General features: G+C 62.2%; 21 protein-coding genes. 17 read left to right on the top strand and 4 right to left on the bottom strand.

Features of this window, described 5'->3' with window-relative positions; genetic code table 11:
• The first annotated feature begins 520 nt into the window (after positions 1-520).
• The 13 genes from AC07W7_RS18085 (at position 521) to AC07W7_RS18025 (ending at position 11,513) form a co-directional block, all read left to right on the top strand.
• Entirely contained in the window at positions 521-1,642 is a 1,122-nt protein-coding gene (locus AC07W7_RS18085) for an amidase (RefSeq protein ID WP_495039829.1), read from the top strand.
• Positions 1,643-1,661: 19 nt separating this feature from the next.
• On the top strand, positions 1,662-2,834 hold the full coding sequence (locus tag AC07W7_RS18080) for an acyl-CoA dehydrogenase family protein (RefSeq protein WP_495039828.1): 1,173 nt from the start codon (positions 1,662-1,664) through the stop codon (positions 2,832-2,834).
• 31 nt (positions 2,835-2,865) lie between these two features.
• Positions 2,866-3,225: an IacB protein gene (locus tag AC07W7_RS18075; protein WP_099168529.1), complete on the top strand. Its 360-nt coding sequence runs from the start codon at positions 2,866-2,868 to the stop codon at positions 3,223-3,225.
• Positions 3,226-3,234: 9 nt separating this feature from the next.
• On the top strand, positions 3,235-3,759 hold the full coding sequence (locus AC07W7_RS18070; RefSeq protein WP_076961383.1) for a nuclear transport factor 2 family protein: 525 nt from the start codon (positions 3,235-3,237) through the stop codon (positions 3,757-3,759).
• A gap of 47 nt (positions 3,760-3,806) precedes the next feature.
• The gene (locus AC07W7_RS18065) at positions 3,807-5,093 is read left to right on the top strand and encodes an aromatic ring-hydroxylating oxygenase subunit alpha (protein ID WP_076961384.1); all 1,287 of its coding nucleotides are present in this window, start codon (positions 3,807-3,809) and stop codon (positions 5,091-5,093) included.
• Between the two features lie 2 nt (positions 5,094-5,095).
• Complete coding sequence (locus AC07W7_RS18060) at positions 5,096-5,572, top strand: aromatic-ring-hydroxylating dioxygenase subunit beta (protein ID WP_099168550.1); 477 nt, start codon at positions 5,096-5,098, stop codon at positions 5,570-5,572.
• Between the two features lie 10 nt (positions 5,573-5,582).
• Positions 5,583-6,323, top strand: a complete 741-nt coding sequence (locus tag AC07W7_RS18055; protein ID WP_495039827.1) for an SDR family NAD(P)-dependent oxidoreductase — start codon at positions 5,583-5,585, stop codon at positions 6,321-6,323.
• Positions 6,324-6,383: 60 nt separating this feature from the next.
• Positions 6,384-7,346, top strand: coding sequence for a PDR/VanB family oxidoreductase (locus AC07W7_RS18050; protein WP_495039826.1), 963 nt, complete (start codon positions 6,384-6,386; stop codon positions 7,344-7,346).
• 19 nt (positions 7,347-7,365) lie between these two features.
• Entirely contained in the window at positions 7,366-7,866 is a 501-nt protein-coding gene (locus tag AC07W7_RS18045) for a flavin reductase (protein ID WP_076961387.1), read from the top strand.
• Positions 7,867-8,036: 170 nt separating this feature from the next.
• A complete protein-coding gene (locus tag AC07W7_RS18040; protein ID WP_495039851.1) occupies positions 8,037-9,296 on the top strand; it encodes an OprD family porin in 1,260 nt (419 codons plus the stop codon).
• A gap of 300 nt (positions 9,297-9,596) precedes the next feature.
• A complete protein-coding gene (locus AC07W7_RS18035) occupies positions 9,597-10,286 on the top strand; it encodes an ABC transporter ATP-binding protein (RefSeq protein ID WP_169864342.1) in 690 nt (229 codons plus the stop codon).
• Positions 10,283-11,080: an ABC transporter permease gene (locus AC07W7_RS18030; protein ID WP_076961390.1), complete on the top strand. Its 798-nt coding sequence runs from the start codon at positions 10,283-10,285 to the stop codon at positions 11,078-11,080. Before AC07W7_RS18035 ends, AC07W7_RS18030 begins: the two co-directional genes overlap by 4 nt.
• A 31-nt stretch (positions 11,081-11,111) precedes the next feature.
• On the top strand, positions 11,112-11,513 hold the full coding sequence (locus tag AC07W7_RS18025) for a RidA family protein (protein ID WP_236309256.1): 402 nt from the start codon (positions 11,112-11,114) through the stop codon (positions 11,511-11,513).
• Here AC07W7_RS18025 and AC07W7_RS18020 read toward each other — a convergent pair whose 3' ends face one another.
• Together AC07W7_RS18020 and AC07W7_RS18015 are read right to left on the bottom strand one after the other, a co-directional pair.
• On the bottom strand, positions 11,514-13,001 hold the full coding sequence (locus AC07W7_RS18020; RefSeq protein ID WP_495039825.1) for an aldehyde dehydrogenase family protein: 1,488 nt from the start codon (positions 12,999-13,001) through the stop codon (positions 11,514-11,516).
• 123 nt (positions 13,002-13,124) lie between these two features.
• Entirely contained in the window at positions 13,125-14,453 is a 1,329-nt protein-coding gene (locus AC07W7_RS18015; RefSeq protein ID WP_495039824.1) for an alginate export family protein, read from the bottom strand.
• 215 nt (positions 14,454-14,668) lie between these two features.
• On the opposite strand from AC07W7_RS18015, the gene AC07W7_RS18010 reads away from it, so the two are divergent.
• From AC07W7_RS18010 to feaR, 3 genes are all read left to right on the top strand, one after another.
• The gene (locus AC07W7_RS18010; protein WP_495039823.1) at positions 14,669-16,168 is read left to right on the top strand and encodes an APC family permease; all 1,500 of its coding nucleotides are present in this window, start codon (positions 14,669-14,671) and stop codon (positions 16,166-16,168) included.
• On the top strand, positions 16,113-16,733 hold the full coding sequence (locus AC07W7_RS18005; RefSeq protein ID WP_495039822.1) for a DUF3156 family protein: 621 nt from the start codon (positions 16,113-16,115) through the stop codon (positions 16,731-16,733). Before AC07W7_RS18010 ends, AC07W7_RS18005 begins: the two co-directional genes overlap by 56 nt.
• A gap of 108 nt (positions 16,734-16,841) precedes the next feature.
• Positions 16,842-17,777, top strand: coding sequence for a transcriptional regulator FeaR (feaR, locus tag AC07W7_RS18000; RefSeq protein ID WP_495039821.1), 936 nt, complete (start codon positions 16,842-16,844; stop codon positions 17,775-17,777).
• A 163-nt stretch (positions 17,778-17,940) separates the two neighbouring features.
• Here the strand turns inward: feaR and AC07W7_RS17995 are convergent, their stop codons facing one another.
• Both AC07W7_RS17995 and AC07W7_RS17990 read right to left on the bottom strand, forming a co-directional pair.
• A complete protein-coding gene (locus tag AC07W7_RS17995) occupies positions 17,941-18,306 on the bottom strand; it encodes a cupin domain-containing protein (protein ID WP_099168517.1) in 366 nt (121 codons plus the stop codon).
• Between the two features lie 30 nt (positions 18,307-18,336).
• Positions 18,337-19,635: an NAD(P)/FAD-dependent oxidoreductase gene (locus tag AC07W7_RS17990; RefSeq protein WP_495039820.1), complete on the bottom strand. Its 1,299-nt coding sequence runs from the start codon at positions 19,633-19,635 to the stop codon at positions 18,337-18,339.
• A gap of 206 nt (positions 19,636-19,841) precedes the next feature.
• Between AC07W7_RS17990 and hpaR the strand changes: the two genes are divergently transcribed.
• A complete protein-coding gene (hpaR, locus tag AC07W7_RS17985) occupies positions 19,842-20,264 on the top strand; it encodes a homoprotocatechuate degradation operon regulator HpaR (RefSeq protein ID WP_076961398.1) in 423 nt (140 codons plus the stop codon).
• Positions 20,265-20,369 lie beyond the last annotated feature (105 nt).

Below are 20,369 nucleotides of genomic sequence, written 5' to 3'. Positions count from 1 at the left end.
GTGGTTGTGTGAAGCGGGATTTATCCCGGGCAGCGGCCGGTGTGTTTGCCCCTTGAAGGCGAGGCAAGCGAGCGTTATGCGAGGGCGCTAGCTCGCGGTTTTATCGCTATTTTCGGTGGGTTTTTTTATTAAAAAATACGCAATAAATTAGCTATTTTTGATGGTTTTTTTTCACGATAAAACAATCGGTAACTTTTCGTTTCTACGTATTTTTTGAGATATTTTGCGCTCCAGGTAAACAGAAGGATCGTGTGAGGGGTGGTTTGTTTTTTTATTTATCTATATGAAATATAAGGATTTATTATTTATTTCATGTTGAATTGAACCATTTTCAGAGTGTTACCGAAATGCACGGCTCCGGTGCGTTCGCTGAAAAATGTGCACCGAAAATACCCATAATTTTAAATAGACAAATCAATTGACATTTCACGTAAATATTATGATTTTAGATTTAAGCGCTGGGCAGGGTTTTACCTGCCCAGTCCACTGACAGGCGTCGCAACATTGAGCGGGAGGTGACATGACCATCGTCGTCGAGCATTTGGCTTTGGGAGGTAATGGTCTGTCGGTGATGGTCAAGGACACGATCGACATCGCAGGTTATGCAACCCGTGCCGGCAGCCGAGCCCTGGAGCGCGCAGCGGCGGCATCGGAGCATGCCGAGGTGGTCAAGGCCCTGCTCAAGGGCAATTGCCAGATCCTGGGCAAGACCAGTCTGCATGAGCTGGCCTTTGGCACCACCGGGATCAATCACTGGAGCGGCACCGCCGACAACCCGCTGTACCCCGGCTACATCCCTGGCGGTTCCTCCAGCGGCTCGGCGGCGGCGGTCGCGGCGGGGCTGGTGGACTTCGCCCTGGGGACCGATACCGGTGGCTCGGTGCGGGTGCCGGCCGCCTGTTGCGGGGTGTTTGGCCTCAAGCCGAGCTTTGGCCGGATCAGCCGTGCGGGGGTGATGCCCAGGGTTTCCAGCCTCGATTGCGTTGGCCCGTTTGCCGCCAGCATGGCGCTGTTGATTGCGGCGATGCAGGTCATCGACCCGGGGTTTATGGCCCAGTCCTGCCCGGCCGATCTCAGTATTGGCGTGGTGCCGGTCACGGCGCACCCGCAGATTTTGCACGCGGTTGACGACGCCTTGGCCCGCAGCGGTTTTGCCCTGCACCCCACGCCGCTGCCCGGCATGCAGGCGGCCTACGACGCCGGCCTGGCGGTAATCAACCGTGAGACCTGGAACGCCTGCGGCCACCTGCTGCCCGGCGGCCTGCTGGGCGCGGATATCGCCGCACGCTTGCAAGCTGCGGGCTTGACCGGTGACGACGAACTGCAGCAGGCCGAACAGGTGCGCGAGGCCTTCACCCGCGAGGTAGACGCGGCCCTGGCGCAACACCCGATCCTGGCCTTGCCGACGATGCCCGATTACCCCCTGGCAGTGGCGCAGGCTGCGGACACCCGCGCCGCCATCGGCATGACCCGCCTGGTGCGCCCCTTCAACCTCTCCGGCCACCCGGCCCTGAGCCTGCCGCTGCAAGGGCCGAGTGGCCTGCCGGTAGGCCTGCAACTGATCGCCGGCAAAGGCCAGGACGCCTTGTTGTGCGCCGTGGCCCTGATGATTTCGCAACGCCTAGAACAACAATCAGCCTGATTATTTTTGGAGGTATTCCATGACTGCACTCCGTGCACAAAGCCCGAGGTCCGACCTGTCGATTATCGACGGTGAAGACTTCCAGCAACTGCTGGACGACATCCGTCGGCGCGCGCGCAGCGGTGAGTTCGACCAGCAAAAACACATCAGCCCCGACATCATCCAGCGCTTTCGCGAGCTGGGGGTGTACCGCGCCCTGGTGCCCAAGCGGTTCGGCGGTGACGAGTGTTCGCCGGGGCAGTTCTGCCAGATGGTCGAAGACATTGCCCACGCCGACGGCTCCGCCGGTTGGGTGGCGAGTTTTGGCATGAGCCTGGTGTACCTCTCGGCGTTGCCCCTGGCGAGTATCGAGCAGGTCTACGCCAACGGCCCGGACGTGGTGTTCGCCGGGGGTATCTTCCCGCCGCAACCGGCCGCGTTTGTCGACGGCGGCCTTGAGGTCAACGGGCGCTGGAGGTTCTCCAGCGGCTGCATGGGCGCCTCGTTGATCGGTGTCGGTATCGCCCCGAAAAACGGCGACATGCTCGGCCTGCCACGCATGGCCGTGATGCCCCGGGACAAGGTGCGCATCGAGCAGACCTGGGACGTGACCGGCTTGATCGGCACCGGCAGCCACGACCTGGTGGTCGAGGGCGTGGTGGTGCCCGAGGAGTGGACTTTTGTGCGTGGCGGGCCGTCGAGCCTGAGCGAACCGCTGTTTCGCTACCCGTCGCTGTCGTTCGCCACCCAGGTGTTGTCGGTGGTCGGGTTGGGCGTGGCGCGGGCTGCGCTGGATGAACTCAGTGGCATGGCCAACGGGCGCATTTCGGTGACCGGCGCGCCGTCCTTGTCCGACCGGCCCCTGGCCCAGGTGGAAGTGGCCAAGGCCGAGGCGGCCTTGCTCTCGGCCCGGGCCTGGTTCTACCAGGCCATCGACGACGCCTGGAGCAGCATCCTCGCCGGCGACCCGGTGTCGGTGGCGCAAACCAACCTGCTGCGCCTGTCGTCGACCCATGCCACCCGCGTGGCCGCCGATGTTGCGCGCACCGCGCAGATGCTCTCGGGGATGAGCGGGGTGTACCGCAGCAGCCCGCTGTCGCGCTTCGTCAACGATGCCCAGGTCATCACCCAGCACGCCTTTATGGGCGACATGACTTACCAAAGCGCCGGGGCGATTTTCTTCGGCAACAAGCCGTTGCCCGGCTATCTGTGACGTTCGATTTTCAAGAAAAAAGGTGACTGCAATGAGCGATACCAAAGCCTTGCGCGTGCTGTTTTGCATGGGCATCAACCAGAACTTCTTCGACGCCCCACGGGACGAGCAATTGCAGGTGTGGGCTGCATTCAGCCAGATGTGGAATGGCATCCATGACCTGCCGGGCGTCACGGTGTTCGGCAACATGGACGATGACCAGAGCATGGTCGGCCCGTCCACCGGCTACCCCTGGACCACCTACCTGCTGGCGGACGTGCCGGACATTGCCAGCGTGCATGCGGCCTGCAACCTGTTTCGCAGCACCCCGGTGGGTGACGGCACCTACAAGCTGTGGAAGTACTGCAAGGTCGAGGCCCGCACCGGCCGCGAACTGATTATCCAGCGCTGAGGCCCGGCCATGAACGAACAGCTCCAAGCCCTGGCGCAACGCCTAGAAACCCTGGAAAGCGCCAACGCCGTACGGGCCTGTATGAACCGCTACATGCAGCTGTGCGACGACCTGGGCGCCCACTCGCCGCTGGATGAACTGGCCGACCTGTTCACCCCCAAGGCGATCTGGGAAGGCAAGGGCAGCAGGTACCAGGAAGCCTTTGGCGGCTACCACGGGCGTGCCGCCATTCGCGGGATGTTTGCCACCTACATGGTCGAGCCCGCGCACTTTGCCCTCAACGTGCACTTCCTGACCAGCGAACAGATCGAGGTCCGGGGTTTGCGGGCCAGCGGTGCCTGGGTGATGTTGCAGACCTCGACCTTTGCCAGTGGTGCGTCCCATCTGAACAGTGCGCGCCTGAGCGTGACCTTCGAGTGTGAAGACGGCCACTGGCGCATCGCCCATTTCCAGACCGAGAACCTGTTCAGCCGCCCTGTGAGCCTGTGGAACCACAGCGCCCGGTTGCCGGTGCCCCATAAGCCGGGTGAGTGAAACCCGCATTCAAGTGAGTCGGCCCGGCGGGTCGACGAGGAGACATCGTGAATAACCTGATTCAAGCCGTAAACCTTGACAGTTGCCCGTCCGAACGCGTCCTGTCGGACCGTGTGCACACCTCGCTGTACACCGACGCCCAAGTCTTCGACCAGGAGCTGGAGAAGATTTTCTACAAGACCTGGATCTGGGTCGGCCACGTCAGCGAAATTCCCGACGCCGGCAGCTACAAGACCACCTACGTCGGCAAGCAGCCGGTGATTGTGGTACGTGACCGCAAGCAGGCGATCCATGTACTGCTCAACCGCTGCCGCCACCGCGCCGCCACGGTGTGCGAGCACAAGAAGGGCAAGACCAACAGCTTCGTCTGCCCCTACCACGGCTGGAGCTACGCCCTCGACGGTTCGCTGCGCGGCGTGCCGCACCCGGAGAGCTACGCCGACAGGCTGGACAAGGGCGAGCACCCCCTGGTGAGCCTGCGGGTCGAGCAATATGCTGGGATGATTTTCGCCACCTTCAACGATGCCATCGAGCCGCTGGAGGACTTCCTCGGCGCGGCCAGGAAATGGATGGACCTGTTTATGAAACAGGGCGGTGGCTACCCGATCAAGGTTGCTGGCGAACACCGCTTCCGCTTCCCCGGCAACTGGAAAATCCAGCTGGAAAACACCACCGACGCCTACCACTTCCCGCTGGTGCACAAGTCGTTCCTGTCGTCGGTGGATAAGCAGACCGAAGAGATGCTCAATTTCGTCGGCGGCAGCGGCTACGTCGAAGACCTGGGCAACGGCCATAGCGTGATGGTGATGATCCCGGACCTGATCGACCTGGAAGCCAACCTTGAGTTGCCGATCCCGGCGCGGTTTGAGGAACTGGCCGGGCAACTGCGCGAAGAAGGGCATGACGAGCAGGCGGTGCGCCGCATCGTCCGTGCCGTGGGCGGTTCGGGGTTCAACCTCAATCTGTTCCCCAATATTGCGTGCTCGATGGCGTTCTTCCGGGTGTTGCAACCGATTGCCGTGGACGAGACCGAGATCCACCACGCGGTGATTACCATGGACGGCGGCCCGGCGGTGGCCAACCGTTACCGTTTGCGCCTGCATGAGCACTTCCAGGGCCCGATGGGGTTTGGCACGCCCGACGATTCCGAGGCGTGGGAGCGGGTGCAGAAGGGCGCCAGCGCGGGCACCGACCTGTGGGTCATGCTCAATCGCGGCCTGGCCGGCGAGCAGGCCAGCGCCGATGGCCTGGTCAGTGATGTCAGCGCCGAAACCGGCATGCGCGCCGGCTATCAGCAGTGGAAAAAAATGATGTCGGCCCAGGAGACCCAGTGATGATCAACCTACAGCTGCTCAACCAGGCCAGTGCCTTTATCTGGCAAGAAGCGGACATGCTCGATCACGGTGAGTTCCAGGCATGGCTGGCGCTGTGGACCGAGGATGCCACCTATATCATCCCCATCGACCCCCTGGAAACCGACTTTGAAAACACCCTCAACTATGCCTATGACGACCATCACATGCGCCAGTTGCGGGTCACGCGCCTGACCAGTGGCGAGTCGATTTCCACCACGCCACGGGCGCGTACCGTGCGCACGCTGTCGCGCTTTCGCCTGCTGGCCGATGACGGCGCCACCGTCACTGTGCGCTGTGCGCAGAACCTGCGTGAATGCCGCAAGGATGTGCTCAAGCACTACACCGCCGATATCACGTTCGAGCTGCTGCGGGACGGCGACAGTTTCAAGATCCAGCGCAAGCTGATCCACCTGATCAACTCCACCGACACCCTCGCCGGTATCGGTTACATCCTGTGAGGGCGCCGGCATGACACAGATAGCCTTAGTGACCGGCGCCGCCCAGGGCCTGGGGTATGCCATCGCCGCCCAGTTGTACGCGGCGGGGTACGCGGTGGTGCTCAGCGACCTGTCCCAGGTGGCGGCAAATACCGCTGCCCGGCGCCTGGACCCGAGCGGCGAGCGTGTGCTGGCGCTGCGTCTGGACGTGGGCTGCAAGGCCGACTTCGAGCAGGCGCTGGCGGCGACTGTCCAGCGTTTCGGCGCCCTCCATGTGTTGGTCAACAATGCGGCCATGACCCTGGCCACGCCGTTGATGCAGATCAGCCCCGAGGAGTTCGAGCGAGTCACCAACATCAACCAGCGCGGCACCTTTCTCGGATGCCAGGTGCTGGGGGCGTACCTGGCCGGCCAGGGTTATGGGCGGATTATCAATATGGCGTCCCTGGCCGGGCAGAACGGCGGGACCGCGACCGGTGGGCATTACGCGGCCTCCAAGGGCGCGATCATCACCCTGACCAAGATCTTCGCCAAGGAGCTGGCGGCGCGTGGGGTGACGGTCAATGCCATCGCCCCGGGGCCGATCGACTCGCCAGCGGTGCATGCGGTGGTCGCGCCCGAGCGCATGGAGCAATTGCTCGCAGCGATCCCGGTCAAGCGCCTGGGCAGCGCCGATTACATCGGCCGCCTGGTGGTGCAACTGGCGGAGCAGGATGCCTATTTCGTCACGGGGGCGACCTGGGACGTCAACGGCGGGCTGTTTATGCGCTGACGCGACAACGGGCCGACCGTGATCGGCCTTGGCCAATAATAACCAGCGGAACGAGCCGATATGAGCGTGCAAACATTATTGAAAGTGGTGGTGCAAAAGCGCCAGGAACAGGGCCAGGGGGTGGTGGTCCTCGACCTGGCCGACCCCGATGGCCAGGCCTTGCCGGCCTTCGAGGCCGGGGCCCATGTGGATATTCACCTGCAACCGGGCCTGATCCGCCAGTACTCGCTGTGTGGCGACCCGGCCAACCCCCAGGTCTACCGCCTGGGCGTCTTGAAAGATCCGGGCTCGCGCGGCGGCTCCGTGGCGGTGCATGAGCAATTGCTGGAAGGCCAGGTGGTACAGATCAGCGCGCCGCGCAACCTGTTTCCCCTGGCGGCCGATGCGCAACACTCGATCCTGATCGGCGGCGGCATCGGCATCACGCCCATGGTGGCCATGGCGTATGCCTTGCAGGCTCGTGGGCAGGCGTTTCAGCTGCACTATTGCGCGCGTTCGCGCAGCCTCTGCGGCTTTATCGACGAGCTGCAGCACGCGGCATTTGCCTCGCGGGTCCACACCCATTTCGATGACGAAGACCCGGGGCAGCGCCTTGATCTGCCCGCGGTGCTCGGGGTGCCCGGTGCGGGAGTGCATGTCTATGTGTGCGGGCCGGCCGGCTTCATGGATTGGGTGATCAGTGAGGCGGTCAAGGCCGGGCATGCCCAGGACCATATCCATCGTGAGTACTTCCAGGTCGAGGTCGATAGCAGCGGCCAGGGCTTTGAAGTGGTCGCCGCACGCAGCGGCAAGCAGGTGCAGGTCCTGGAAGGCCAGAGCATCCTCGATGCCCTGGCCAGTGTTGGCATCAAGATCGAAATCTCCTGCGAGCAGGGGGTGTGCGGGACGTGCCTGTGCGATGTGCTGGAAGGTGAGCCCGACCATCGGGATGTCTACCTCACCGACGACGAAAAGGCCGCCAACGACCAGATCCTGGTGTGTTGCTCGCGGGCCAAATCGAAAAAACTGGTGCTGGACATCTGAATCGGCGGAGGGCAAGACCATGGTAGATACAACAGGTTTTCGCAATGCAATGGCACTGCTCGGCGGCGCCGTCTCGGTGATCGCCACCGATGGCGCGGCCGGGCGCTTCGGCTTTACGGCGTCTGCGGTGTGCAGCGTCACGGACCAGCCGCCGACCCTGCTGGTGTGCATGAACCGGGCGTCGACATCCAATATCAACTTCAAGAGCAACGGCGTGTTGAGCGTCAACGTGCTGACGGCCGATCACCAGGCAATTTCCGGGGTGTTCGCCAACCGCGAGATGAATACCGAGCAGCGTTTTGCCTGTGCCCAGTGGCTGACCCTGGAAAGTGGCGCGCCGATTCTGCAGGAAGCGCTGGTGAGTTTCGACTGCCGGATCGCCCAGGCCCACGAGGTGGGTTCCCATACGATTTTCTACTGTGAGGTGCTGGGTATCTGCAATGGCGAAAGCCAGGAAGGCCTGGTGTATTTCAACCGTGCCTATCATCGCCTGGGGGACGCATCGAAGGCCGCTTCCTGAGTGTTGCCAGGGTTCTTTAAAACAACAATAAGCGTGCCCCGCACGCATGCGTCTTTTTGCAGCCAGTGGTTATAAAAACAAGACTGCGGATTAACTGCCCCTTAGTGATCTGCCCCACTCAAATGTTTTGCGCGCATAGAAAGGAACCACCGATGCCTCTTGAAAATAGAATGGCCCGCGACTGCGTGTTCGTCGGCCTGCTGGGCTGCTTTACGCCGCTGTTTGCCCAGGCAGACTTTATCAACGACCGTCAAATCAGCCTGGGCCTGCGTAACTTTTACCTGGACCGGGACTTTCACCAGACCGATGCCCCCAAGTCCAGGGTCGGCAGTTGGTCCCAGGGGTTCGACTTCAAGGCCGCCTCCGGTTACACCGAAGGCCCCGTGCAGTTTGCCCTCGAACTCTACGGGCAGTACGCATACCGCCTGGACGGCGGCGGCGGGCGCGGGCCGGACTCGGTGATCCCCTACGACGACAGCCGTGGCGAACCGGTGCAGGACTATGGCCGCGCAGCATTCGCGGCGAAAGTCCGCTACTCGAAAACCGAACTTAAGCTCGGCGAACACCGCCCGACCTTGCCGGTGGCGTATTACGACGATACCCGGCAACTGGTGACCACGTTTAATGGAGTCAGTATCGAGTCCAAGGACATCGACAAGTGGACATTGACCGCCGGGCGCTTCAACCAGATCAGTTCGCGGGAGTCTTCCGACCGTGAAAAGATGTACCTGTTTAACGGCCCGGATATAAAACGCCGCAGCGACGGCCTGAACTTTGCCGGTGCCACGTATGCACTGACTCCACAGTTGGCCGCGACGTATTTCTACGGCCAGTTGGAAGATATCTACCAGCAGCAATACTTCGGCCTGAGCCATGACCTTGACCTGGGGGGCGGCTATGCGTTGAAAAGCGACCTGCGATACTTCGATAACCAGGAAGATGGCAAGGCGCTGTACGGCAAGATCGATAACCGCTCCTATGGCCTGATGAGCGCTTTGAAAAAAGGCGGCCATACCTTTGGCGTCGCCTACCAGCGCATGCTCGGTGAAAGTGGCTTCCCCACCCTCAACGGTTACGCGCCCCAGCCGTACCTGGTGAACTGGTCCGTGGTGTCCTACGTCAAGCCCAATGAAAGCTCCTGGTCGGTGAGTTATGACTACAACTTCGCGGCGATGGGCATCCCCGGGTTGAAGTTCAAGACCCGCTATTTTCGCGGAACAGGCATCGACCGCGGTAACAACGCCCTGGACCAGAATGTTGAAAGCGAACGCTGGCTGGGCCTTGGTTATGTGGTGCAGGATGGGACGTTCAAGAACCTGGGGCTGGAGTGGCGCCGTTATGACGTCAAGACCCGCTACGGCAATGGCAGCGCGGCGGGGCCGGACTATACGGAAACGCGCTTGATTACGACGTATGTGGTTAAGTTCTGAGGAAGACTTCAGTGTGCTGGCAGTGAGTGTGCACCTCGCTGCCAGCCAAATCCCAGACAAAGAAAAGCCCGCGATGGGGAGTGCGGGCTTAAAGGGTTTCACTAGGAGCTGGGATCACCCTAGGCCCCCGACTGTGAAAGGGATGTGAAAGCGCGAAGCGATCTTCTTGCACAAACCTTATCCGCTTTAAGGTTGGGAGTCGTAGTGGTGGAGTATGCCATCATGTCTTGGGTGCAGCCCTTTGCGCGAATGAGGCAGTGGGGTATTTGATTGCCAGTTGTTCAACCGAGTGATGAGTCCATGGCCGACCGCCAATCCCCCCTGATCGAGGCCAAGGCCCTGCTGCGACTGGACGAGCGTCACCAGGCGGCGTTGCTGCAACCGACCGATTTCCAGCTGTACCCTGGCGACCGCGTCGCAATCACCGGCGCCTCCGGTTCGGGCAAAAGTGTCCTGCTCAGGGCCCTTGCCCTGCTGGATGCGCCCACGTCGGGGCAGGTCCTGTGGCACAACCAGGCCATCGCTCATGCGCGGATTCCGACCTATCGCAGCCGCGTCTGCTACCTCTCCCAACGGCCTGCGCTGCTCGAGGGCACGGTGGAGGACAATCTGCGTTTTCCTTACTCGCTCGCCACCTGGCGCCACTTGACGTTTGATCGGCAGAAGGTCTGCGCATTGCTGGCCCATGGCAGAAAGGCGCCGGACTTCCTGTCGAAAAACGCCGGGGATTTGTCGGGCGGCGAAGCCCAGGTGCTGGCGCTGATTCGCACGCTGCAGTCAGACCCGGATGTGTTGCTGCTGGACGAACCGACCGCAGCCCTCGATCCCGCATCGTCCAGTGAAGTCGAAGCCTTGATCCGCGCCTGGTTTGACAGCAGTAGCGCCCATGCCTATATCTGGGTGTCACATGATCATGAACAGGCTCGGCGGATGAGCACGCGGCAGTTGCACATGGACGCCGGGGTCTTGAGCGCGGTGGGCCAGGCATGAATTACCAGAATCTCAGCGCCACCGACCTGGCAATCGCTGCCTCACTGATCCTGATCAATGGCGCACTGTCCCTGCTGTTAAGGCTGGGCCTGGGGCGCGAGCTGATCTGGGCCGCCATCCGCACGGTGGTGCAATTGTTGGCGATTGGTTATCTGCTGGGCTGGGTCTTCGCGTTTGCCTACTGGTACGTGGTGCTGCCGCTGATGTGCCTGATGACGCTGATCGCCGGCCTGTCGGCGGCCGGCCGGGGCAAGCGCACCTACAAGGGCCAGCGGGTCGATAGCATCGTGTCGGTGTGGGGCAGTTCCTGGCTGGTCACGGCATTGGGGTTGTTTGCGATTATTCGCATCCACCCCTGGTACGAGCCGCAGTATGCCATCCCCATCCTCGGGATGATCCTTGGCAACACCCTGACCGGTGTGTCCCTGGGCATCGAGCGCATGACCCAGGAACTGACCACCGGGCGCAACAGCCTCGAGATGATCCTGGCCCTGGGCGGCTCACGCTGGGAAGCTGCCCAGGGCGCGATCCGCCAGGCGGTGAGGGCCGGCATGATCCCGACGCTCAACCAGATGACGGTGGTGGGCATCGTCAGCCTGCCGGGCATGATGACCGGCCAGGTGCTGGCCGGCGAAAGCCCGCAGGACGCGGTGCGTTATCAGATCGTGATCATGTTCCTGATTGCCGCATCGTCGGCATTGGGCACGGTGGGGGCGGTGCTGCTGACCTACCGGCGGCTGTTTTGCGCGGACCATCGCTTCTTGAGGTATCGCCTGGAGGAACGCTTGGGGTAGCCTTGTTTCCTACAGACAACAAGGAGTCGTCATGCAACGAAGAACCCTCAACCCCCCGACAGTCTTCAACTCCCTGCAATACGGTTTCAGCCAGGCCATGGAAGTGCGCGAGGGCCGGCGTATCCTGCTGTCCGGCCAGGTGGGGGTGGACGCTGACGAGCGCACCGTCGGCCCCGGCATCGCCGAGCAGACCGCCACTGCCCTGGACAATATCGCCAAGGTCCTGGCCGCAGCCGAAGGCGATCTGTCCCATGTGATCATGCTGCGCCTGTATATCGTCGAGTCCGCCCGCGATCAGCAGGAACCCATCGCCGCCGCGTTGCGCGAGCGCTTTCCGGAAAACCCGCCGCCGTCGTCGTGGATCATTGTCAGCGGCCTGTCGCTGCCCGAGTGGTTGATCGAGATCGAGGCGGAGGCGCTGATCCCGGGGTGATCAGTAGCGCATCATCACCGACTTGAGCTCGGTGTAGTCCTCGATAAACGCGCTGCCAAACTCCCGGCCAATGCCCGAGGACTGGTTGCCGCCGAATGGCACGGCCGGGTCGAGCAGGGTGTGCATATTCACCCACACCGTGCCGGCATTGATCGCCGGGACCATGCGCAGCGCCTTGCCTAGGTCGTTGGTCCACAGGCTGGCGCTGAGGCCGCCAGGGGTGTGGTTCATCAACGCCAGCAACTCGTCCTCGTCGTCGTAGGGCAGGAAGGTGGCGATGGGGCCGAAGGTTTCCTCGGTGAGCAGTGTGTCGTTGATGCTGTTGGCGAGAATGATCGTGGGTTGCACATAGCAGCCGGGCCGCTCCATCGGCTGGCCGCCATGGATGATCGTGTTGTGTTCGGCGCGGGCGGTGGCAAAAAAGCCTTCCAGCTTCAACTGGTGCTGGCGATGGGTGACCGGGCCGAACTCGGTGCGCTCATCCAGCGGCGAGCCGATGTTCAGCCGGCTCAAGCGCTGGGCCAGGGCTTCCATGACCGGGTTGATCTGCGAGCGGTGGACGAAGAAACGCTCGGCCGCCGCACAGATCTGCCCCGAGTGCAGGAAGCCCGCTTCGATCATGCCGTTGACGGCGGTTTCCAGCTTCACATCGCGCAGGAACGCCGCCGCGTTTTTGCCCCCCAGCTCCAGGGTTGCGCGGGTCAGGCCGGCGCCCATGGCCGCACGGCCCACCGCAAGGCCGGTGGGCACCGAGCCGGTGAAGGACACCTTGTCGGTGCCGGGGTGTTCGATCAGCCCCTTGCCCACCTGGCCGCCACCGGTCAGCACGTTCAGCACGCCAGCGGGCAGGCCGGCTTGCACCGCCAGTTCGGCCAAGCGCAGCAGGGTCAGCGGCGTGAATTCGCTGGGCTTGATGATGATGCTGCACCCGGTCACCAGGGCCGAGGCGAGCTTCCAGATGGCGATCATGGTGGAGAAATTCCACGGCACGATGCCCACCACCACGCCGACCGGTTCGCGCAGGGTGAAGGCGGTGTAGCGTTCGCCGGCAAACGAGGGCAGCGACGGGGTGAGGGTCTGGCCACTGATCTTGGTTGCCCAGCCCGCGTAATAACGCAGGAAATGCGCGGCCTGGTCCACTTCAAAGGCGCGGGAAATCTGGATGAGCTTGCCCGACTGGCAGGTTTCGATCTGTGCCAGTTCCTCGCGGTGGCGTTCCAGCAGGTCGGCGAGTTTGAGCAGCACCTGACCACGGATCGCCGGGGCGGTCCGCGACCACTGTTTGAAGCCCAGCCTGGCGGAGGCCACGGCCAGCTCGATATCACTGGCTTGCGCGTCGGCGACCGTGGCGATGACCTGGCCGGTGGCGGGGTTGATCACTTCCAGGGTCTGGCTGGCCTGGCTGGGGATGTAGCCACCGTCGATAAACAGGCCGTGGTCTCGACGCAGGAAGGCTTCGACCTGGGGTAGCAGCGCGATATCGCTCATGGGGTGTGCCTGATCAAAAAGGAAAACCCGAGGCTAACCAATGCTGCGGGATAACGCTTGACTGTGCCTGCCGGGGCGTATGCCTGTGGCTGCCATGCCCCTGTGGGAGCGGGCAGCCACGTCTTAGAACGGCACCGCCACCACCAACTGGCTATACACGTTGGTGCCATTGCCACCCACCTGGTTGCCGCCCGTCTCCTGGTCTTTGTCGGGGCGGTACAGGCCAATCAATGGCGTGATGATCAAGTGCTCATTCACCGCCCATTCGGCATACAGATCCAGCTCGCGGCCATCCAGGTCGAGCCTGTTGCGCTTGCTCACGGTCTGGTAGTCGAAGAACAGCGCGCCGAGGGTCAGGTTGTCCAGCGGCTTGACCTTGAGCGCCACGTGCTGCACCGAGGTGTTGCTGTTGTAGGGCCCGGCGTAGTTGCCCGCCACTTCGCCCTGGACCCAGGTGCCAAACCCTCGATTGAAGCCGGCGAACAGGGCGTCCCAGTTTTTCGAGTAGCGTGCATAGCGGTAGGTCAGGTCCGGCGACCAGGGCCGGTCGGCGAAGGTATAGCCCGCCTCGGCGTACCAGGCTTTTTCCGGGCCGGGGTCCTTGTCCTGCCAGGCGTATTCAAACGAGAAGTGCGCGTTGTCGATCCCGGCATTGCCGCTGCCGCGCAGGCTGTAGAGGTTCATGCCCCGGCGTTGCTTTTGCAGGTCGTTGGCAAAGCGCTGATCCACATCGATACCGTGCAGATAGGTCAAGCCCAGGGTGCCTGGCGCGGCGCTGTATTCCAGGGTGCCGATGGCCATTTCGGTCAGGGCCTGGGCGCGGTTGTCGGACTCGATCCACATCAGGCTGCCATGCAGGCCGTCCTTGCCGCCCAGGCGCATCACGGCCGCCTTGTCGAAGGCATGCCGCGCCGCGATGTAATAGGCGCCGCCACGGTCGAACTCGCCGTCGGCCACGCCATTGCCCAGGTTCGGGCCGTCGTCGTTGACGATAAAACCGTCGCCTACGGTGATGATCTGGCGCCCGTACGACAGGTCCAGGCCATCCTTGCCCAGCGCCGGTAAAAGGTCCCCCGAGCGCCAGCCGGCAAAGGCTTCGTCGAACGTGGTGGTGCGCTCGCTGCCGTCGGTCACGTGGGAGGCATCGCCATCGCCCCAGGTGCCGGAACTCACCAGGTTGGCGGTGCCATACACACTGCCTGGGCCACCCAGGGTCTGCTCGACGCTCAAGCCATACTTGATAAAGCCTTCGCGCCAGGTCGAACCGCCCGGGCTGCCCTCGTAGTTCTTGCGGCTATTGAACAGGCCGTATACAGCCAGGAAGTTGCCGGTGATGGTGGTGTCGTCGTCGGTATACAGTTCGATTGCCTGGGCCGCAGGGTGGCCAAGCCACAACGCAAGAACCAGGCCGGCAGCCGGGCGCAGGTGGCGGGTTTTGAGTGTGTGCTCCATTGTTATAGTCCCCCAGGGGTTAAGTTGAGGGCGCATTAGGGCGAGCGTCGGCGGCGCAAGTCTTTCACCTGCGTGCCAGGCAATTGATCCTGGCCGCCAAGCCGCAAGCCCTGGCAGGCAGCAACAAAATCGGCGGCAGCCAGGGGCAAGACGCTCCGGTTGGGCGGGTGCACAGTGCAAACACTTCTAAAAAATCCCTTGCGAGGATCTGCACCATGTCGAGCAATGACAGACTTACCGCGCACCTGAACCGGGGCACGGTGGGTTTCCCCACCGCGTTGGCCAGCACCATTGGCCTGATCATGGCCAGCCCGGTGATTCTCACCGCGACCATGGGCTTTGGCATTGGCGGCAGCGCGTTTGCGCTGGCCATGCTGCTCGCCGTGGTGATGATGCTGGCCCAGGCCACGACCTTCGCCGAGGCCGCCTCGATACTGCCCACCACCGGCTCGGTGTACGACTACATCAATTGCGGCCTGGGGCGTTTTTTTGCGATCACCGGCACCTTGTCGGCCTATTTGATCGTGCACGTCTTTGCCGGCACCGCCGAAACCATCCTGGCCGGGGTCATGGCCCTGGTGAACTTTGAACACCTCAATACCCTGGCCGAATCCGCCGGTGGCTCCTGGTTGCTGGGGGTGGGCTTTGTGCTGGTGTTCGGTGTGCTCAACGTGTTTGGCGTCAGCGCCTTTGGCCGCGCCGAGATCATCCTCACCTTCGGTATGTGGATCACCTTGATGGTGTTTGGCGTGCTGGGCCTGATCGCCGCCCCGGCGGTGCAACTGGACGGCTGGTTTGGCGAATCCCTGGTGGGCAGCGACCTGGTGACGGTGCTGTCCCTGGTGGGCATGGCGATGTTTATGTTTGTCGGCTGCGAGTTCGTCACCCCGCTGGCCCCGGACTTGCGCCAGTCGGCCAAGGTCATGCCACGGGCGATGATGCTCGGCCTGATGGGCGTGGCGACGTGCATGTTCATCTACGGCGCGGCCATGAAGCGCCAGGTGGAAAACGTGGTGCTGGACGCAGCCAGCGGCGTGCATCTGCTGGACACACCCATGGCCATTCCACGCTTTGCCGAGCAGGTGATGGGGCAGATCGGGCCGCTGTGGCTGGGCATCGGCTTTCTGTTTGCCGGCGCCGCCACCATCAACACGCTGATGGCCGGTGTGCCACGCATTCTGTATGGCATGGCGGTGGACGGCGCATTGCCCAAGGTCTTCACTTACCTGCACCCACGCTTCAAGACCCCGGTGCTGTGTATCCTGCTGGCAATGCTGATTCCCTGCCTGCACGCGCTGTACCTGGGCGGCAACACCGACACCATCATGCACCTGGTGCTGGCGGCGGTGTGTGCCTGGAGTTTCGCTTACCTGCTGGTCACCCTCTCGGTGGTGATCCTGCGTATTCGCCGCCCCGATTTGCCACGGGCCTACCGCTCGCCGTGGTTCCCGCTGCCGCAGCTGCTGTCCAGCGTCGGCATCCTGTTGGGCATGTGGTTTATCACGCCACCGGGGATGAACCCGGCGGATATCTACATCCCGTTTGGCGTGATGCTGGGCGGTACTGCGGTGTATGCGCTGTTCTGGACCCTGGTGGTGCAGAAGGTCAATCCATTCACGCCGGCGTCGGTAGAAGACGTGCTGGCCAAGGAGTTTGCCAATGAACCGGGTCACACTCACCACGGCTATAGCGGCCCTGCGGCAAAAGCTGTCTGAAGGCTTCAGCGCACACCGCGCACCGGCGGGATATCAGCCGGGGCGCACCCTGGGGCAATTGCGGCGCAACCTGGGGCTGGCGCGTTTCGAGCAGGTGTCGCCGACCTTGGCGCGGGCAGCCCTGGAGGACGACAGCCTGCACCTGGAGATCCGCGAGCGCACCGAATCGCAGCTGTTGATGCACCTGGTCATCACCGAGTTCAGTTTGTGCCTGCCCGCCTCGACAGAGGGCGCGGCGCGCTTTGCATTGCACCATGGCGGGGCCATCCGCCGGACCGGCATCCGTTGCCGGCAACGCTCGGGCGAGGGCGCATTGCTGGGGCTGCTGCAGGCGCGCCTGCAACAGGACAGCGCCTTGCAAGCGGCGTTGATGCCCCTGGATTTCAAGCGCCTGCATATCGAGCTGCACGCCCGGCAATGGCACATCCGCCTGGAACATATGGGCGGCAGCGAGGTGGTCAATCGCCTGCCGGCCTTTCGGCGCTACATCGCCTTGAGCCGTGAACAGCGGGATGCGCTGCTGGCTGCGCTGGCCGGCTTGCAGCGCGTAGTGGGCGGGCTCTGACTGGCATCATTCGTGCAATCACCATGGCGGACAGGTACTGGTTGCGCGCATATAGATAACATGTTAACTATTGCCCGACAAAAACAATAAGCCATTGTGGAGACACCCATGGGTATCCAACAGCGTGCACAACAGGGGCTCGACACCTGGAACCGCGATTTGCGTGCGATGTGCGGCCACTTCGACACCGAACTGGCCTTCAACCGCTCGCTGTTTATCGGCGAGTTTTCCATGCTTTCAAATGGCGGGTTGCCCTTGGCCAGCCTGCGTACCAACGCCGGGTTGATCAAGCGCCAGGCGAGCAACCCCGACCGCGATAACGACCAGGATTGTTTTTTGGTCAGCCAGCGCAGCGGCTATTCGCAGATTGTGCAGAACGGCCAGCGGGTACAACTGGCCCCTGGCGAACTGCTGTTGATGGACTCGGTGGGCTCCATTGAAATCACCCCGTTCGGCTTGATCGAACATCTCTCGCTGTCGTTGCCGCGCGCCCAGGTGTGCAAGCAGATGGGCAGCCAATCGAAGACCTTTGGCAAGATTTCCTCCAGCAAGGCCTGTGGGCGCATGCTGCATGTGTTGATGGACCAGTTGTGCAAGGGCGGCGAAGGCGCCGAGGATGAGGTCGAGGCATTGCAGTGTGCCTTTGTGTCGCTGCTGGGTTCAGCCCTGGAGCAGGACGACGACGGGCGCGACGATACCGTGGCATTGCAAGGCAACAACCTGCGCAGCTATGTGCAGAAGGTCATTGAAGAGTCCCTGAGCCAGCCTGGCTTGAGCCCGGTGGGCCTGGCCAGCCGCCTGAACATCTCGGTGCGCCATTTATACCGGTTGTTCGAGGAGCAGGACGACAGCGTCTGCCGCTACATCCAGCGTGCGCGGCTCAAACGCAGCGCCGATGACTTGACCAACCCGTTCCTGCGCAGCGAGTCGATCACCTCGATTGCCTATAAGTGGGGCTTTACCGATTCGGCGCATTTCAGCCGTTCGTTCAAGAAGCAGTTCGAGCTGTCGCCCAAGGAGTTCCGCTCCAGCCGGATGGCCTGAACCCAATTCATCAGCCACCACATACCGAATGTGGGAGCGGGCTTGTGTGGGAGCGGGCTTGCCCGCGATTGCGGTGTGTCAGATTAGAAGTATTTAACTGATCCACCGCCATCGCGGGCAAGCCCGCTCCCACACAAGCCCGCTCCCACATAAAACAACGCAGTTATGCGACCGCCAAGTAGTGTTTGACGAAACTCTCGCTCAGCACTTCCCACAGCACCGGCGTGCCCTGGGTCACGAACCAGCTGTCACCGGCCTGGTAGCGGGTGGTTTGGCCGGTATTTTCGTCGGTCAGGCGCACCTCGCCAGTGACCACCGTGGCTTGTTCATGAAACGGATAGACCATGCGGAATTTGCCCCGGGTGGTGCCGAAGTAAGCGCTGCTGACTTTGTCGGTGGGCGCGCCGAAGGTCATTTTGCCGAAGGACTTGAGCTCGCCGGCGAGGATCTCGGCGCCCAGATCGGCAACGGTGCCCCAGGCATCGAGTTCAGACAGCTGGATATCTTTCTTGAGGGTAACGAAGGTCATGGCAGTTGCTCCAGAGGGATAAAAACGGGGTTAGCGGCGACCATTCCAGTAACCGGACAGTTGGTGCCAGGATTTGCCGGCGGTCAGCAGCAGGGGGCGGATTGCATCCTTGCCGATAATCGTCGGGCGGTGGATCGAGCTGACCAGGTCATAGCGCGCCGAGCCTTCGCTCATGCCTTCGGCCAGGACCTTGCAGATGATGTGGCTGGGGGTGACGCCAAAGCCCGAGTAACCCTGGACGAAAAACGCATTGCTGCGCCCCGGCAGGGTGCCGACCTGGGGGAACAGGTTGGGGCTGCAGGCCATCGGGCCGCCCCAGGCCAGGTCGATCTTCACGTCCTTGAGGTAGGGGAAAATCTTCAGCATCAGCTTGCGGTTCCAGGCTTTCAAGTCGCCGGGAATGTGCTCTACCAGCGGCGTGGCGGCGCCGAACAGCAGGCGGTTTTCGTTGGTCACGCGGTAGTAGTCGATCACCGGGCGGATATCGCTGTAGGCCCCACGGATCGGGCTGATGCGCCGGATCAGTTCTTCGCTCAACGGCTCGGTCATCATCTGGAACGCGTAGGTGTTGATGGTCGAGCGATGCAGCTCCGGCTCCAGCTTGTTGAGGAAGCTGTCACACGCCCACAGCAGCTTGCTGGCCCTGACCGAGCCGCGTCCGGTGCGCACGGTGATGCGCTCGCCATAGCTGATCTCCAGCGCCGGGCTGTTCTCGAAGATTTGCACGCCATGGCCGGCCAGGGCGCTGGCTTCGCCCAGCAGCAGGTTCAGTGAATGCACATGCCCGCCGCCCATATGCAGCAGGGCGCTGCTGTAGGCGTCGGAGCCAATGATCTGCTTCACGTCGGAGCCGCCGAGAAAGCGGATTTCATGCTGGCTGTTGAGCGACTTGAAGTCTTTTTCCCAGGCCCGCAGGGTCTTTTCCTGGCGGGCGTTAAAGCCCATATAGCCGTAGCCGTGGCAGAAGTCGGCATCAATGTTGTACTTGGCGATCCGCGCCTTGATGATGTCGGCGCCCAGGTCGCTGATCTCGAACACCTGGCGCAGGCCGTCTTCGCCGACGTCTTGCTTGATCTTCTCCAGGTCGTGGCCGATGCCGGCCATGATCTGCCCGCCATTGCGCCCGGTGCCGCCAAAGCCCAGGTAGCGCGCCTCCAGCACGACGATATGGGTGATGCCTTTTTCTGCCAGTTCCAGGGCGGTATTGATCCCGGAAAAGCCGCCGCCAATTACCACGACGTCGGCCTCGATGTCCTGTTCCAGGGTGGGGAAACTCAGGTTGTACTTCTTGGTCGCGGTGTAATACGTGGGGGTTTCAATGTTGATCATGGCGCCGCCTGAAAAGTGAAGGAAGGCTCTAAAGCAGATGTCTTCATTAGGGCCCCTGGCGCCAGCAATGTCTTGATCCTGCGTGCCGGGGCTTTTGATTCAGCGCGCCATGAACGTGCGCGACCCCTAAGTTATAGCGCTTGCGCGGAGTGGGGATGTTAGAGTTTCGTTAAAACATTAACTAAATAGCACGTGACCCTGACTCTATGCTCAAACCCCGGCAGTCCTTGACCCTCACTTTGCTACAGGCCCGCGAAGCGGCCATGAGTTTTTTCCGCCCCTCGCTGAACGAACATGGCCTGACCGAGCAACAATGGCGGGTGATCCGCATCCTCAATCAACACGACGAACTGGAGATTTACCAACTGGCGGAACTGGCCTGCATCCTCAAGCCGAGCATGACGGGCGTGCTGGTGCGCATGGAAGCGGCGGGGATGATCCATCGGCGCAAGGCCGAGCAGGATCAACGGCGGGTCCTGGTGACCCTGGCGGACAAGGGCCGGGCGAGTTTTGCCTCCATGAGCCAGTGCATGGAGGCCAACTACCAGCGCTTGCAGGAACAGTTGGGGGCGCAGAAATTGCAGACTTTGCTGGGGTTGCTCGATGAGCTGAAAAGCATCAAGCGTTGAAACACCACACATCCAAAATGTGGGAGCGGGCTTGTGTGGGAGCGGGCTTGCTCGCGATGGCGGTGGGTCAGCCAATAAATTTGGTACTGATACACCGCCATCGCG

The organism is Pseudomonas sp. GW821-FHT01D09 (genome assembly GCF_059422465.1).
This window is presented reverse-complemented; position numbering and strand designations above follow the sequence as displayed.

What these genes read in the sequence shown, in the direction of transcription:
- feaR (WP_495039821.1), top strand. Translation starts at nt 16,842, where the DNA reads ATGGGTATCCAACAGCGTGCACAACAGGGGCTCGACACCTGGAACCGC.
- AC07W7_RS18070 (WP_076961383.1), top strand. Translation starts at nt 3,235, where the DNA reads ATGAACGAACAGCTCCAAGCCCTGGCGCAACGCCTAGAAACCCTGGAA.
- AC07W7_RS18025 (WP_236309256.1), top strand. Translation starts at nt 11,112, where the DNA reads ATGCAACGAAGAACCCTCAACCCCCCGACAGTCTTCAACTCCCTGCAA.
- AC07W7_RS18010 (WP_495039823.1), top strand. Translation starts at nt 14,669, where the DNA reads ATGTCGAGCAATGACAGACTTACCGCGCACCTGAACCGGGGCACGGTG.
- AC07W7_RS18050 (WP_495039826.1), top strand. Translation starts at nt 6,384, where the DNA reads ATGAGCGTGCAAACATTATTGAAAGTGGTGGTGCAAAAGCGCCAGGAA.
- AC07W7_RS17995 (WP_099168517.1), bottom strand. Translation starts at nt 18,306, where the DNA reads ATGACCTTCGTTACCCTCAAGAAAGATATCCAGCTGTCTGAACTCGAT.
- AC07W7_RS18020 (WP_495039825.1), bottom strand. Translation starts at nt 13,001, where the DNA reads ATGAGCGATATCGCGCTGCTACCCCAGGTCGAAGCCTTCCTGCGTCGA.
- AC07W7_RS18035 (WP_169864342.1), top strand. Translation starts at nt 9,597, where the DNA reads ATGGCCGACCGCCAATCCCCCCTGATCGAGGCCAAGGCCCTGCTGCGA.
- AC07W7_RS18080 (WP_495039828.1), top strand. Translation starts at nt 1,662, where the DNA reads ATGACTGCACTCCGTGCACAAAGCCCGAGGTCCGACCTGTCGATTATC.
- AC07W7_RS18055 (WP_495039827.1), top strand. Translation starts at nt 5,583, where the DNA reads ATGACACAGATAGCCTTAGTGACCGGCGCCGCCCAGGGCCTGGGGTAT.
- AC07W7_RS18085 (WP_495039829.1), top strand. Translation starts at nt 521, where the DNA reads ATGACCATCGTCGTCGAGCATTTGGCTTTGGGAGGTAATGGTCTGTCG.
- AC07W7_RS18075 (WP_099168529.1), top strand. Translation starts at nt 2,866, where the DNA reads ATGAGCGATACCAAAGCCTTGCGCGTGCTGTTTTGCATGGGCATCAAC.
- AC07W7_RS17990 (WP_495039820.1), bottom strand. Translation starts at nt 19,635, where the DNA reads ATGATCAACATTGAAACCCCCACGTATTACACCGCGACCAAGAAGTAC.
- AC07W7_RS18030 (WP_076961390.1), top strand. Translation starts at nt 10,283, where the DNA reads ATGAATTACCAGAATCTCAGCGCCACCGACCTGGCAATCGCTGCCTCA.
- AC07W7_RS18015 (WP_495039824.1), bottom strand. Translation starts at nt 14,453, where the DNA reads ATGGAGCACACACTCAAAACCCGCCACCTGCGCCCGGCTGCCGGCCTG.
- AC07W7_RS18045 (WP_076961387.1), top strand. Translation starts at nt 7,366, where the DNA reads ATGGTAGATACAACAGGTTTTCGCAATGCAATGGCACTGCTCGGCGGC.
- AC07W7_RS18005 (WP_495039822.1), top strand. Translation starts at nt 16,113, where the DNA reads ATGAACCGGGTCACACTCACCACGGCTATAGCGGCCCTGCGGCAAAAG.
- AC07W7_RS18040 (WP_495039851.1), top strand. Translation starts at nt 8,037, where the DNA reads ATGGCCCGCGACTGCGTGTTCGTCGGCCTGCTGGGCTGCTTTACGCCG.
- hpaR (WP_076961398.1), top strand. Translation starts at nt 19,842, where the DNA reads ATGCTCAAACCCCGGCAGTCCTTGACCCTCACTTTGCTACAGGCCCGC.